Below are 12,969 nucleotides of genomic sequence, written 5' to 3'. Positions count from 1 at the left end.
CGGACTAGGAGGATGTTTATGATCTATGATTTCATCGCCGTCATGTTTATCGTTCTGACCATCGTCGGCCTGGTGGCCCCGCTCATCGCGGGACCCAAGTCCAAGGACCGATTCTAAGAAAACCGATTGATCCCTCGGGCCCTCTTTGCAACGGTACGCCGCCATGATCATGATGAAGAGGGCCCTCGCACTTATTTTCGTCCTCATCCTTCCCTGCGCAGGTGCGGCTGACGATTCGCCGACGCTCGACCTCCTCCGCGATCTGATCCGGATCGACACATCCAATCCCCCCGGAAATGAAACGACCGCCGCCGAATATGTGCACAATCTCCTGGCGCGCGAAGGGATCGCCACCGAGGTCATCGAATCCGCCCCCGGGCGGGGGAATCTGATCGCACGGTTGAAAGGGGAGGGGACCGCTGAGGGGTCTCGGAAGCCTTCGCTCCTCCTGCTCGGCCATCTGGACGTCGTCCCGGCGGATCCCAAGGAATGGGGCCTTCCTCCCTTTTCGGCGGAAATCCGCGACGGGGAGCTTTGGGGCCGGGGCGCCCTGGACATGAAGGGCCTGGCCGCCATGGAGATCGAGACCTTCCTCCGCCTGCACCGCGAGAAGGCCAAGCTCGCAGGGGATGTGATCCTCTTACTCGCCGCCGACGAGGAAGCGGGCGGCACGATGGGCGCCGAGTTTCTCGTGAACAACCATTGGGACAAGATCGAGGCCAAGTACGTCTTGAACGAGGGATCCGTCGGCGTGCGCAAGCTCGGCATGGACCTCTTTCCCATCCAGGTGGCGGAGAAAGGCGTGACGTGGTTCAAGCTCACCGCGCGCGGGACCTCGGGACATGGGTCGATGCCGATCTCCGACAACGCCGTGGCCAAACTCGCCAGAGCCGTCGACCTCTTGGGCACGCATCGCTTTCCCTTTGAAGAGACCGCCGTCCTCAAGGAGTTCTTGAACCGCGTGGCGGAAGAACTGGTCTGGTGGAAGAGGCTCGGCATCCGGCTTCTCTTCACGCCGGTGATCGGACCGGTCACGCGGTACTTCGTGGCCGGCGCGCTCTCCGAGGAAAAGGCCGTTCGCGCCGTTCTCTCTCACACGATCAGTCCCACCATGCTCGAGGCGGGTTACAAGGTGAACGTCATCCCGGCGGAGGCCTCCGCCTCCCTCGATGCACGCATCCTCCCGGGAGAAACGCCGGAAGGCTTTCTCCAAAAGGTCCGCGCCCTGGTCGGCGAGGGCTTCGACGTCACGCTCATCAAAGGGAGCATTCCGAACGAGTCCGACTTTCGGACGGATTTTTTCCGCGTCATCGAGGACGCTGTCCGCAAACAGGACGCGGAGGCGGTGACGGCGCCGATGATCTCCCCCGGAGGGACGGACTCGCGTTTCTTCCGGGAAAAAGGCGCGATCGCTTACGGACTCATCCCGCTTCTGCTCACGCCCGAACAGGTGGAGGGCCTCCACGGCAAGAACGAGAGGATTCCGGTGGAATGGGTGGAGAAGGGGACGGCGATCGTCTACGATATCGTCAAGACCATGCAGGGGGCCCAATGAAATGCGTCTATTGCCGGGAAAGGGCGGGCTTCTTCAAACGCGTCTGCCGCGACTGCGACCGCCTGGTCGAGACCGTGCGGTCGATTCATTCCCAAGCGGACCGCGAAGGCGGCTTCGGCTACCGGGAACTGCTCGACACCCTGATCGCCACCGGCGTCGAAGGCCAAAAGATTGAAAAGTTCTTGGACGCCGACGTCGACGGCCGAGGTTCGGTCAACGACCAGATCACGGCGCGCATGACCAACCAGATCATGGAGAGTCTGGGCCAACCCTCGCAGATGAAAGGCACGGACGTGAAGCAGGTGCGGAAGGACATCGCCGAGGGGAGGGCGCCGTCGATGGTGGATCCGGAGGTTGTGGAATACAGCCAGTTGAAAAACAAGACGTAGGGGCGAACCTCGTATTCGCCCATCACGCGCGGGCGAACACAAGGTTCGCCTCTACATGATCCGATCCACCTTGCCCCGCAAATCCTCCAGGTAATTCTCCAAATCCGGCCGGTCGGGGTCGTCGGGTTGTCTCTTCAGATAGGTTTCCAAATCCTTGAAGGCCGGCCCGAAACATTCGAGCTGGTATTCCACCAAACCCCGCTCCTTCAACTCGAACGGTCCCTCCGGCTTGAAGAGGAGGATGCGGTTCAAGAGCTTGAGCGCCATCGGGTAGTCGCGCTGCATGAACGCGATGAGCTTCAGGTTGGTGAGCATCCGGAGCAGGATCTCGCGATGCCCGGCGGGTTCCAAGAACGCGTCGTGGTAAGGCAGGTCGTTGCCGTACATCTCCTTCAGCCGGTCCCGGCACTCGGCCTCGGTCAGGATCTTTCCCTTGTGGTAGGGATCGATGAAGAGGACGCCGTCCTCGCTCTCGTAGCGGACGAGGAAATGGCCGGGAAAACTCACGCCGCGGACGTTCATGCCGATGCGCCGTCCGATGGCGATGAAGAGGATCGAGAGCGTAATGGGGATGCCCTGCCGGGTATCGAGGACGTCATTGAGGAAACTATTCGCCGGGTTGTAATAGTCTCCGGAATTGCCGCTGAAGCCTTCTTCGTCGAAAAGGTAATGGCTCAATCCCTGGACGATGGCGTGCGCCCCGACCACGCCTCCCACGCGCTGATCGGCCCGTCGGGCGTATTCGTCGATCTTGCCCCGGTAATGGTCGGCGTCGAAGTCGGGATACTTTTCGCGCGCCACGGCAAAGGCGATCTCCTCGAGGGGTACTCCGTCGAGGTCATGTTCCGCCAAGAGGGACAGATCCATGGACGAATTTTATAAGATTAACCCCTACAAGGCCAGCATGCGGCGCTTCAGAGAGGGCGAAAGCGGAAAAGGCTTATGTTTCCTGTAGTTATATGAAACCTGCACCGAGAATCCCGTCGCGACGACGACCTTGGTCTTCTTGTCCCGGATCTCGTACTCGAAGCGGAAGGCCTTGTTGCGGACCTCGGCGACGCGGAGGGCGACGGTCAGGACCTGGTCCACGAACGTCGGCGCCAAGAACTTCACGCCGATCTCGGCGACGATGAAACCGAAGGCGGACTTGGCGTCCATGTACCGCAGGTCGAACTCATGGATCTTTTTGAAGAACGCGACGCGCGCCTGTTCAAAATACGAGAGGTAAACGGCGTTGTTGACGTGGCCCATGACGTCCACGTCGGCGAAGCGGACGGTCAAGTCGGTCTTGACGGGGAATCGCGGTTTCATACGCGGAGGACTTAAGGGCTGTCTCGTCAAAGGTCCATCGGAAACTTCACTCTAAGACCGCCGCCTGGAGAGGGGGATCACCCTCCCCGCGTTGGGGTCGGTTTCCAGGGCGCGCAGGCGCTCGATGGCTCCGTCGTATTCATGGCGCGAGGACCCCGTGGCCTTCCCCAGGCGGGCGACCGCCGCCTTCACTTGCAGCACGATGATCTGCTCGTCCACCTCGGGTTGCTCGTACTTTGCCATCTCGCAGGCGGTCCCGATGTTCGCATGGATGATGTCGATGTTGCCGATCAACTCGGAGGCCTTGAGCAGATGCCCCCACGTCAGGCCCGCGCAAATGGCGTCGTCGAAGTCCAAGAGCCTGCCGTTGCGAGACCGCTCGAGCTCCCGGACTAACGCGGTCTCGGGCCGCCCGTCCCGGATTTGCAGGAGCAAACAAAAAAGTTGAAACGCGCTGTATTCGGAGATTTGGGTCGCCAGGGACAGACCCCGCCTTTTTCGCCCGCCGTCGGCCGTCTTGGCGTCGATCCCTTCGCGCTCCAACCGCAGTTCGATCAATCGGCCGACGGTTTCACTCCGGCATTCGTCCCAGTTAAAATCAAGGCCGCCGTTTATCTCGGCGAGAGTCCGGTGCAGGTAATCCATGAGGTGCGGATGGGCGTCTTCGAAATAGTGCGGATAGGCGGCATCGGACGGGATGTCCTCGCCGATCACGAGATCCGGGATCATCGCAACGCTGGCGTCCAGTTTGCGGATGTGCATCTCGAAGGCCCGGTCGAGCATGGCCACCAACGTCTCGTGGGCCGAAACCTTGCTTCCAAAGAGGGTGCGCACGAGGCGCTCGGCCCTTTCATGAGACCGCTCCTCGTGAATGGAGCGTGAACGAAGGACATACACGCGTGCCTTGGAGACCGCCGCGTCGGCCGACGCAAAACGCGCCGCATTGGCGATGAAACCGTCCCTCGCGTCGGCCAGGAGTAGGCCGGCGGAGACGGCCTGCGAGCTGACGCGGCCGAGCCTCTCTTTCGCCCGGTGCAGATTCCATCCCTCTCCAAGGAAGAACCTGGCCAGCGGACCGACGGGAGAGGCGGCCAACGCTTCCGTATCATCCAAGGAACGGAACCACCGCGAACGCTGCGCCTCAGTTCCCACATTGGGCTGAAACTGCAGGCTGGTCCGCAAAGCCGAAGCCAGGAGGGTGATGTTCTGAGTCGAAAGAATGCCGACGGGTGACATGAACGCCCCATCGTCACAAGAACGGAAAAGTTGCTGCTATCCCAAACTCCGTCGCGCCCGCGCGGCCTGGAGGATCGCGTCTTTCAACTCCGGAACCTCCGGCTTTTTCCCGCCCCGCCAATAATGATAGATGTTCGAGGTCAGGTTCCGGTGAACGAACTCCTCGGAGGTCTGGGGTCCCATCCGGCGGCCCAGGAATTTTTCGAGAAAGACCACGTCCTCGCGAACGGCCTCCCAGGCCGGATCTTGCTTGATCAGGAATTTCAGGTTTTCCCAATTGAGATAGGCGCCGATCCGGCCCAAGTCCTCCGCGAACGTGGGCAGGTAGCGCAGGAGTCGCTTTTCGGCGGTTTTGTCCTTGAGCAGTTCCTTCAGGCCGCGACCGGTGCCGAGCACGCTCGGGGGGATGCCCAGCGAGGCCAGCGTCGCCACGAAGGAGATCGCGCGCGGCAGGCTCGTCGTCTTGCCGAGTTTCCGCGAATAGCCGAAATGCCCCGTATGCGGGATGCGCTCTCGGTGAGCCGGCACAAAGCGGGCCAGGTCGTTGATCATTCCCGCGAGCGCCGTGACCACGGGCCTGTAAAAGCCCGCGAAATGTTCCGAGAACCGGATGATCTCCCGGATGTCCCCCTCCTCAAAACGCTTGGGCTTGCGGCGCGGGAGGTCGGTCTTGAGCCTCGCGACGGCGCGCTTCACCTGCGCAAGCGGGTAATCGTAGCGGAAGGCCGATTGGATCGTCACCGTCCGCACGCCGGCGTAGTTTTCCAGAAAGGAATCGATTGTCCCGGGCGAAAGCCCGCCGCGGAAGAGAGGACAGCCGACGCCGATGATGGGGAACACCGGCACGCCGGACTCCTCCTCGAAACGGTAGTACTCGGAGATCGCGCCGCGGGCGGAGAGAACCGCCGGAATAAATCCCGCATCGAGGGCGGGGTCGGACCGCGCGATGAACGGACGAAGATAAGGCACCCTCCGTTTCCAAAGCGTTTGATACCGCGCGACGTAGTCCTTAAGGATCTTGCGCGACTGCAGGAGCGTCGCGCTGCCTTCGATCAAGGGGATCATCTCGAGCGTGCTTTCGCCGGCGACGCGCTCCTCGAAGATCGCGCGCTCATACTTGAGGGCGTTCCGGTATTTTTCCAAAATCGTCACGAGCTGTTTGGCCTCCGTGGTCATCGGGAGGATCACTTCGAAGATGGGCGGCGTGTGCATGCCGTGCTCGGCCGCCGTGTGCGACGCGGTGATGATCGTCATGTAGGAACGCGCGAGACGGAATCCATGCTCCTTCCAGATGTTCGGAACGCGGAAGGTGAGGAACTTGTCGAGTCCCAGCTGATTCTTGCGGAAGTAAGCCTCGTGCTTGTTGAAAAGCCGGTCGACCACGGCCTCGTCGACGAACTTGCCCTCCCAGTCCCACATGTATTCGTCGATCCCGAGGTCCGAGAAGACCCGGTAGCACTCCTCGACCTCGTCCAACGTCGAGATGAACGCCGTGTCGCCCCAATACGGAACGCCGGCGTTGTCCGGGTGCTGCGTGGCCATGGTGGCGGGGATCTTGCGCATGGTCACAGCCTCAGGGTCTTGAGCGAAGCATGGCGCGCGATGAATTCAAAATCCGAATCGTCATGGAGAATGGGAATCCTCTCGCGAAGACAGACATGGGCGATTAAGAGATCCAAGGTGTTGACGGTGTATCCCTTCCGACCCAGAGAAACTCCCAGAGACGCCGCCTCCCAAAAATCCTCTTCCTGCAGCGAATAGCAGATTAAAGGCAAAAGTTTGTTCCTTAGAGTTTTCTCCTCTTTCTTGTCTCTCGCTCCGCGAACGACCTCGGTGAGCACGGGTCCGCAGGTGGCGGCGATATCATCCCAAATCAATCGCTTCACGACCTCCGTGAAGGCAGGTGGAGATCCTCGGAAGAAATGAATCCAGGCCGAGGAGTCGATGAGGATCTTAACCACGCCGCATCCTGAGAAGATCTTTGACGGTGATCCCGAGCTTGACCTTACCGGCCAAACCCGCAAGCTCCTCCAATTTCTTGCGGCGCAGGACCATGTCGAGAGAGAGGATCACGGCTTCGGTATCGGTCTTAGCCCCTAAGGTCCTTCGAACCTCGGCCAGCTTGTCTTGGGGAAGGATGAATTGCTTCCGGCGAAGGTTTTTCATGTGTATCACATTAACCCATTCATACACATGGATCAATATAAAAGCCGCTTGCCGGGTTACTCCGCGGCAAATATTTCCCGTTGTGTCGATCGTTTCCGCGGGGCGCGGCGGACCGAGCGGTAGGCTTCGAGAATCACGAGTCCCGCGAGGCAGAAAAGGGCGAGGGCCACGAGCCCATTGACGAAGCCGACGTTGAATTTCAAACCCTCTTCAAAAACCCGGCTCGCGGTGATCTGGATCTGGCGAAAGAGGGACCAGAACGTGATCGTCATGACGAATAGCATGGGGATCAGGGTGAACCAGTAGCGGCGCGACGTTCGGTAGAGCCAGACCGTGACGCCCAGGAGCGTGAGCGCCGCGAGCAATTGGTTCGAGGTGCCGAACAGGGTCCAGAAATTCGACCAACTTCCTTCCGGCGCTTTGACGAGAAGGAGGGCCGGAATCGCCGTCGTCGCGAGCGTGGCCGCAAGCGCGGAAAGGCGCCCCTGGCGCCCGGTCAACTCCTGAAGGATGTACCTGCCCAGCCGGGTGGAGACGTCGAGCGTGTCGAAGACAAAGGTCGAAAAGGCCATCGCCCCGAAGGTCATCGCAAAGAGCAGGTTTTTCTTGCCGATCACGAGCGTGAGGAAATGCCCCATGCCCGCGCCGTAGATCGCTCCGGGCGCGCCTTTGGCCTCGGAATCCGCCAGGATCATGATCGTCGCGAGAGCGATGACGGCGACGAAGCCTTCCAGCAGCATCGCCCCGTAACCGACCGGGCGGCAATGAGACTCCTTGGAAATTTGCTTGGACGTCGTGCCGGAGCACACAAGCCCGTGGAAGCCCGAGCACGCCCCGCAGGCGATCGTCACGAAGAGGAAAGGGAAGAGCGATCCGGTCAACCCGCCCGCGTTCCAGGTCTTGAAGGACGCCTGTTGAATGTCATAGCCGCCCAGGAAGACGCCGATCACGCCGACCGCCAGCGCCATGTAGAGGACGAACCCGCCCAGGTATCCTCGCGGCTGGAGGAGCATCCAGACGGGGAGGAGCGAAGCGACGAAACAATAGACGAGGATGATGACGCCCCAAGACGGCTTCGAGAAGATCAGCCAGCTCGAGACCTGCGTGCCCAGCCAAACCACCCCCAGGGTGGCGGGGACGAACAGGAGCGTCACGAGCCACAGAGGCGGATTCCATTTTTTCTGGACGAGCCCCAACACGATGGAAAGGAGGAGGTACATGGCGGAAGCGGCCGCGACCGCTCCTCCCCGCTCGAAACCGACCTTCACGCCCTCCAATTCCTCGATGCGACCCACGAAGGTGCCCGCCGTGATGTCGGTGAAGGCGACGATGACGTAGAGGAGCGAGAGCCAGATGAAGAGCATCATGGCGAGCCACGCGCGCGGCCCGACGTTCTCGCGGATCATCTCGGCGATGGAATGGCCGCGGTGCCGGATGCTCGCGACGAGGGCGGAAAAATCGTGGACCGCGCCGATGAAGACAACGCCCAGGCCGATCCAGAGCAGGCACGGCAGCCAACCGAACTGCTGGCAGGCGAGAATTGGCCCCGCGATGGGACCGGCGGCGGCGATGGCCGAAAAATGCTGGCCCATCAGGTAAAACGGCTTGGTCGGCACGAAGTCGGCGCCGTCGTTGAACTCGACGGCGGGCGTCACCACGGCGTCGCTCAAACGGAAGAAGCGTGCGATCAGGCGGCTGTAGAAGACATAGGCCGTTCCGACGACGACAAGAAAAATCCCGGCGATAGCGGGGAGAGACACGGAAACGGGTGTATTCTCAACCACTTGCCAGTTCAAGGAAATTGGCAACTTGGGCCGAATCCGGCCGAAAATAGGACCTGGTCGGGGGACCTGCAATGCAAAGGTCCCCATGGCGATCGTCTCGCAGAATTCCGGCTACGTCCTGAACCAGACGCTCTTCGGGCTCTGGCTTTCCGCACAGCAGTCAAGCTCAGAACCCCGGCTCGAAGACGCGAATTTGATCCTTGATATCTCCAAGGCCCACGGCGAGCTGCCCGCCGATTTCGAAGCGGCGCCCTGGCTCCGGCTCATCCGCCAGGAGAGCGCCCGGCCGGATTCGTCCGCGGTACCCCCTCTCTTCGCCCGGCGTTTGGAGGAGGCGTCCTCGGAAACCTTGCACGCCCTCGGCAACTTCCTGCTGGGGCACAACGTTTCGTTGGCAAGCATCGCCTCGCGGCACCAAAGGCAGGAGGTCCGGGACTTAATCGAGGCGGAAAGCTACCGGCGCCTGAGAATGAAGCCGGCCAACGCGAATCGCCTGTCACCGGAACTCAAGGCCGCCATGGGTGAAATCGACGAGGCCGAAGGCTCTCTTTACGACGTTATCCGGCAAGAATTCGGAGGACAGGCCGGAGACGCGGAAGACGCCCTTGAGCTCATCCATGAAATCGTCCACCGCAACCGCCCGCTGGACTTGATCGTCGAAGGATCTTCGTTGCGCGCCCGCGTCGAGGCCTTCATGGACCGGGCGATCCAGATCACGGAGCGCGCCTGCCCGGAGGACTGGGGCGGAAACAAAAAGTTTTCCGACCGGGACGTCGTCTCCGGAGCCGCGCTGCTCGGCCGGAAAGACAAGGTTTTCCGCTACGCCTGGATGATCTTGAACGCCCGGCTGGGCCGCCCCTTGCTCGGCCCGCCGGCCATGAGGGAGAGGGCGGCGGTCATCGATTTTGCCGTCTCACTCTTGAACGAGGACGTCCGAAATTTTCCCGAGGCGTTGATTCGCATCCGGGACCACTTCGACCGGTGCACCCCGGAGGCCTTGACGGCCATCTCACGCGCCGACATGGAGACACGCGCCTACGTCGCCGAGGCCTATTTCGGCCTGTTTCCATTCCGCGTCGTGCCCGACCTGGCTCCCGCCTTCCGGCTGGTGCGGGCGATCGGCGAGGCCGGGTTCTACCGCGAAATCGCCGTCGGTACGTTTCCCCGGGCCGAGGGATTCGGCGTGAATTTGAGCCTGGGCGACCTCGCCGGCGTCAACGCCGAGGACGTGGAGGACGTCTTCGTCCTGCACACGCATCCCTGGGTGGAATATTTGAGTCCGGAGGACACGGCCCGGTTCTCCATCGAGGACTCCCGCTTTGTTTTCTCGAAGCCGGACATCGAGAACGCGAAGGCGGAGGCCTTGAGGCTTCACCGGGAGGCGGAGGCGGGGCGGACTTGGTTCTCCCCGCTCTCCTTCAACACCGACGCCCGGCGGCACAGCCAATGGCTCCAGGCCTACGAGGGAGCGGCCGCCATGGAGGTCTCCGTCGGGGCCGAAGGCATGATCTCGGGGATCCGGATGTTCTACGGTCTCCACCCGGAGAGGAACTCAAACGTGGACGAAGAAGCCCTTCTTTGGAGGCTCGCCTGGTTCGAGCACATGTACGAAAACCAGTCGGGCGCGCCGATCCGGTACATCCGCCGGAGCTACGAAGACCTCCTCGCGGAATTTCCTTACCGGCCCTGAAGAAAAGAGAGGAGACGTTCGATCCCCGGCCGCATCCGCTCCGGGTGCACCAGAAAAGAGAGGACGACGTGGCATCCCTTTTCGTAATCGAAAAAATACCCCGGGTGAACGAACACGCCTTCCTTCTTCATGAGCCTCACGACGAAGTCCTCTTCCGGTAGACCCGTCTCGATCGCCGCCGTGAGATAGAAACCTCCCCGGGGTTCCACGAAGCGGATCTCTTCCGCACCGCGGAGGAGATTCATCATCATGAGCCGTCTCCGTCCCACCTCCGCCACGTAGCCGTCCACGAACGCGCGCCCCTTTTCGAACAAGTCCGGCAGGGCCTTTTGGATCGGAATGTGGCAGGAAAGAAAGGTGTCGGCCGTGGTCTCCAACCGGTCGACGGCGGGATCCACCAAGGATTTTTTTCCGGTGACGGCGATCCACCCCAGCTTGAGCGCCGGCAGGGCGAACATCTTCGAAATGCCGTTCAACGTGAAGCAGAGATCGGGCCTGGCGACCGCCATCGGACGCGGGAATTTCCCCGCACCGTAAAAGAACTCGGAAAACACCTCGTCGCAGATCAGGGGGATCTTTTTTTGATTCGCCCAACCGACCAGCGCCAGGATCTCGTCCTGTGAGGCCACATGGCCGGTCGGGTTGTTGGGGGAGATGAGGACGACGGCCCTCGTCCGATCATCGGCTTTCTCATCGAGGTCGTGGAAATCCATCGACCATCGGCCCTCTTCCCTCAGCACATAGTGCCTTAGCTCGATCCCCGCGAGGCCCGCGATGTGGTCGAACAAGGGGTAGGCCGGATTGGGCGCAAGGACGTTGTCGCCCGGCCGCGCGAGCAGCCTAAAAAGGTAGAGAAAGGACTCGCTCGTCCCCGCCGTGAGCAGGAGGTTTTCCGGGTCGACCTCCGCACCGCGCTCCGCATAGTAGGCGGCGATCGCCCGCCTCGCCTCGATCAAGCCCTTCGAATGGGGACGGTAGTCCTGGTCGCGGAAATAGCGGGCATAGGCCTCCTCGAGAATGCCGCCGGGATAGAGAAAACCTTCGTCGTTCGGGTTTCCGGAGAAGAGCTTGAGGATCGGTCTCCCCTGAGCGGCCAGGTCTCGATAAGTTTTCTCAATAATATTCAAGTCTTGCATTGTTTCTTCCGTCCTGTTCCGTTTCTAAGTAGCAACTTTCCTTGAGAAATGACGACGCCATGTGCACAAGGGTGAACATCTGTACGTCTTTCGGCAAAAAGAGAACCTTATGCAAAATTTTCAGAATCTGACTCTTTCAACGATTGCGATCGCGGGTGCAACCGCTTTATCCGCCTCGATGGCGGGATCCTTGGCCTTCAGCGCCTCCGGTTGCGGAGGCGACGAATTCACGATCGGCAACGGCGATCCGGATGCGGCGGCGGATGGAGGGGAGGGGGGAGGCGGAGACGGCGGCGCCTCGGTCCCCCCGACATTTTTGGCCCCGCTCGCGAATGACACGCTCCTCGCGACCCGGGCCTTCCTCCGGCTTCAGGCCGGCACGGCCTCCAACGGATCCGAGGCCGTGGGGCAACAGATCTGTTTTACCACCGGCACGCCCGACCTGATCGATGAGGACACCGAGTGCCCAAATATGTTTGCGACGCTGCAAACCTTCGCCCTCATCGACCCCTTGACCCCCGGCGCCGCTTATCTCGTCAAGGCCAGGACCCGTTTTAAGGATGACACCTACTCCCCGTATTCCCCCGTTCTTTCTTTTTCGGCCACCACGCTCATGAGCGCCCGCTATCTCATGGATGGAAACGCCTCGGATACGACCGGAAACGGGCATGATGGGTCCCCCCAGAACGGGGCCGGCTTCGGCGCCGGGTTGGTCAACATGGCGGCCGCCTTGGACGGAACGAACGATCTCGTCACCGTCGCTTCCTCCCCGGCCTTCAATTTCGGAACCGGGGATCTCACACTCTCGGCCTGGATCAACCCGAGTTCCACCGGGACGAACCAAGCGATCGTCGATAAGAGAGACGTGGCGTCCTTGTACGAATTCTACCGGAGACCGGATGGCCGACTGACCTATTCCGGGAGCGGCTGCGCCCTGTCGGGAAGCGTGATCGCCCAGCAGGGCAAGTGGACCCATGCCCTCGTGACCCGCGAAAAAGGCACCGTCCGCCTCTTCGTGAACGGTGTCGCGGACGGCTCCAAGTCCTGTCCGGGGGACGTCAGCAGTTCGGGGGATCTCGCCTTTGGCTGTCTGTCTCCCACCGTGCCCTGCACCGAACCGTTTGCGGGAGCGATGGATGAGATCATCGTCATGGGTGGGGCGGTGGGACCCGGGGCCGTCATCAACGAGTATTGCGCGGCCCTCGTCGCTTCGGGCGCTTCTTCCCTGCCGGCAGTCTGTCCATAAAAAGAAAAGGAACCCAATATGTCCTTCATCAATAGCCTTGCGAACTCGCTTCAAGCCACGCTCTTGGCCGGTTCCCTGGCCTTGGGACTTTCGGCGGGATGCAGGTTCGATCCGGCGGGGCTTCCGGCGCTGGACGGTTCGACGAGCGGGGACGGCGGCACGGGCGGCGACGGTGGCATGGGGGGCGACGGCGGCATGGACGCCGGCTCCTTGCCCGCGGGTCCTTCTCTCCTCCGGCCTGGGCTGGGCACGATCTTGCCCGCCACCCGGGCCCATGTGCTCTGGCAGGCCGGCGAGATTCCCACGGGCTTGACCGTGGACGGCTATGAGCTCTGCTCGACCATCGGGCCCGCCCTCACCATCGATGAGGAGTCCGAATGCCCGAACAGCGTGATCGTCACGGGCAACAACGCTCTCCTCGATCCCTTGACGCCGAGCTCCACCTATCGCGTCAAG

General features: G+C 61.5%; 13 protein-coding genes. 5 read left to right on the top strand and 8 right to left on the bottom strand.

Annotation, left to right across the window (positions count from 1 at the left end):
- The first annotated feature begins 145 nt into the window (after nt 1-145).
- Together VLJ37_03720 and VLJ37_03715 are read left to right on the top strand one after the other, a co-directional pair.
- Entirely contained in the window at nt 146-1,555 is a 1,410-nt protein-coding gene (locus tag VLJ37_03720; GenBank protein HSA58770.1) for a M20/M25/M40 family metallo-hydrolase, read from the top strand.
- Complete coding sequence (locus VLJ37_03715) at nt 1,552-1,944, top strand: hypothetical protein (GenBank protein ID HSA58769.1); 393 nt, start codon at nt 1,552-1,554, stop codon at nt 1,942-1,944. The genes VLJ37_03720 and VLJ37_03715 overlap by 4 nt, the downstream gene beginning before the upstream one ends.
- 51 nt (nt 1,945-1,995) lie before the next feature.
- Here the strand turns inward: VLJ37_03715 and VLJ37_03710 are convergent, their stop codons facing one another.
- Genes VLJ37_03710 through VLJ37_03680 form a run of 7 tightly spaced genes read right to left on the bottom strand, consistent with a single transcriptional unit; the run spans nt 1,996 to nt 8,417 of the window.
- Complete coding sequence (locus tag VLJ37_03710; protein HSA58768.1) at nt 1,996-2,811, bottom strand: tetratricopeptide repeat protein; 816 nt, start codon at nt 2,809-2,811, stop codon at nt 1,996-1,998.
- A gap of 24 nt (nt 2,812-2,835) precedes the next feature.
- The gene (locus VLJ37_03705) at nt 2,836-3,255 is read right to left on the bottom strand and encodes a thioesterase family protein (GenBank protein HSA58767.1); all 420 of its coding nucleotides are present in this window, start codon (nt 3,253-3,255) and stop codon (nt 2,836-2,838) included.
- Nucleotides 3,256-3,306: 51 nt separating this feature from the next.
- Nucleotides 3,307-4,491 carry a hypothetical protein gene (locus tag VLJ37_03700; protein ID HSA58766.1) on the bottom strand — a complete coding sequence of 395 codons (1,185 nt, stop codon included), beginning with the start codon at nt 4,489-4,491 and terminating at the stop codon, nt 3,307-3,309.
- Nucleotides 4,492-4,527: 36 nt separating this feature from the next.
- Complete coding sequence (gene ppcA / locus VLJ37_03695; protein HSA58765.1) at nt 4,528-6,054, bottom strand: phosphoenolpyruvate carboxylase; 1,527 nt, start codon at nt 6,052-6,054, stop codon at nt 4,528-4,530.
- Between the two features lie 2 nt (nt 6,055-6,056).
- A complete protein-coding gene (locus VLJ37_03690) occupies nt 6,057-6,452 on the bottom strand; it encodes a PIN domain-containing protein (GenBank protein HSA58764.1) in 396 nt (131 codons plus the stop codon).
- Nucleotides 6,445-6,657, bottom strand: a complete 213-nt coding sequence (locus VLJ37_03685; GenBank protein HSA58763.1) for a hypothetical protein — start codon at nt 6,655-6,657, stop codon at nt 6,445-6,447. Before VLJ37_03685 ends, VLJ37_03690 begins: the two co-directional genes overlap by 8 nt.
- A gap of 56 nt (nt 6,658-6,713) precedes the next feature.
- Nucleotides 6,714-8,417, bottom strand: a complete 1,704-nt coding sequence (locus VLJ37_03680) for a carbon starvation CstA family protein (protein ID HSA58762.1) — start codon at nt 8,415-8,417, stop codon at nt 6,714-6,716.
- Nucleotides 8,418-8,526: 109 nt separating this feature from the next.
- Between VLJ37_03680 and VLJ37_03675 the strand changes: the two genes are divergently transcribed.
- Nucleotides 8,527-10,131 carry a hypothetical protein gene (locus tag VLJ37_03675; GenBank protein HSA58761.1) on the top strand — a complete coding sequence of 535 codons (1,605 nt, stop codon included), beginning with the start codon at nt 8,527-8,529 and terminating at the stop codon, nt 10,129-10,131.
- Here the strand turns inward: VLJ37_03675 and VLJ37_03670 are convergent.
- Entirely contained in the window at nt 10,119-11,267 is a 1,149-nt protein-coding gene (locus tag VLJ37_03670; GenBank protein ID HSA58760.1) for a pyridoxal phosphate-dependent aminotransferase, read from the bottom strand. The two genes, VLJ37_03675 and VLJ37_03670, sit on opposite strands and share 13 nt — an antisense overlap.
- Nucleotides 11,268-11,445: 178 nt before the next feature.
- On the opposite strand from VLJ37_03670, the gene VLJ37_03665 reads away from it, so the two are divergent.
- Together VLJ37_03665 and VLJ37_03660 are read left to right on the top strand one after the other, a co-directional pair.
- Nucleotides 11,446-12,513 (top strand): LamG domain-containing protein, encoded by a 1,068-nt coding sequence (locus VLJ37_03665; GenBank protein ID HSA58759.1) that lies wholly within the window; start codon nt 11,446-11,448, stop codon nt 12,511-12,513.
- 18 nt (nt 12,514-12,531) lie between these two features.
- The coding region (locus VLJ37_03660; protein ID HSA58758.1) for a hypothetical protein at nt 12,532-12,969 on the top strand (438 nt) is incomplete at its 3' end.

Source organism: bacterium, assembly GCA_035454885.1.
Taxonomy (GTDB): Bacteria; UBA10199; UBA10199; order JACPAL01.
The sequence above is the reverse complement of the archived record's forward strand: the minus strand, read 5'-3'. Positions and strand labels throughout refer to the sequence as shown.

Bases quoted from the DNA above. Each gene is read 5' to 3' on its own strand.
- VLJ37_03715 (HSA58769.1), top strand. From the start codon at position 1,552: ATGAAATGCGTCTATTGCCGGGAAAGGGCGGGCTTCTTCAAACGCGTC.
- VLJ37_03710 (HSA58768.1), bottom strand. From the start codon at position 2,811: ATGGATCTGTCCCTCTTGGCGGAACATGACCTCGACGGAGTACCCCTC.
- VLJ37_03705 (HSA58767.1), bottom strand. From the start codon at position 3,255: ATGAAACCGCGATTCCCCGTCAAGACCGACTTGACCGTCCGCTTCGCC.
- VLJ37_03700 (HSA58766.1), bottom strand. From the start codon at position 4,491: ATGTCACCCGTCGGCATTCTTTCGACTCAGAACATCACCCTCCTGGCT.
- ppcA (HSA58765.1), bottom strand. From the start codon at position 6,054: ATGCGCAAGATCCCCGCCACCATGGCCACGCAGCACCCGGACAACGCC.
- VLJ37_03685 (HSA58763.1), bottom strand. From the start codon at position 6,657: ATGAAAAACCTTCGCCGGAAGCAATTCATCCTTCCCCAAGACAAGCTG.
- VLJ37_03675 (HSA58761.1), top strand. From the start codon at position 8,527: ATGGCGATCGTCTCGCAGAATTCCGGCTACGTCCTGAACCAGACGCTC.
- VLJ37_03670 (HSA58760.1), bottom strand. From the start codon at position 11,267: ATGCAAGACTTGAATATTATTGAGAAAACTTATCGAGACCTGGCCGCT.
- VLJ37_03665 (HSA58759.1), top strand. From the start codon at position 11,446: ATGGCGGGATCCTTGGCCTTCAGCGCCTCCGGTTGCGGAGGCGACGAA.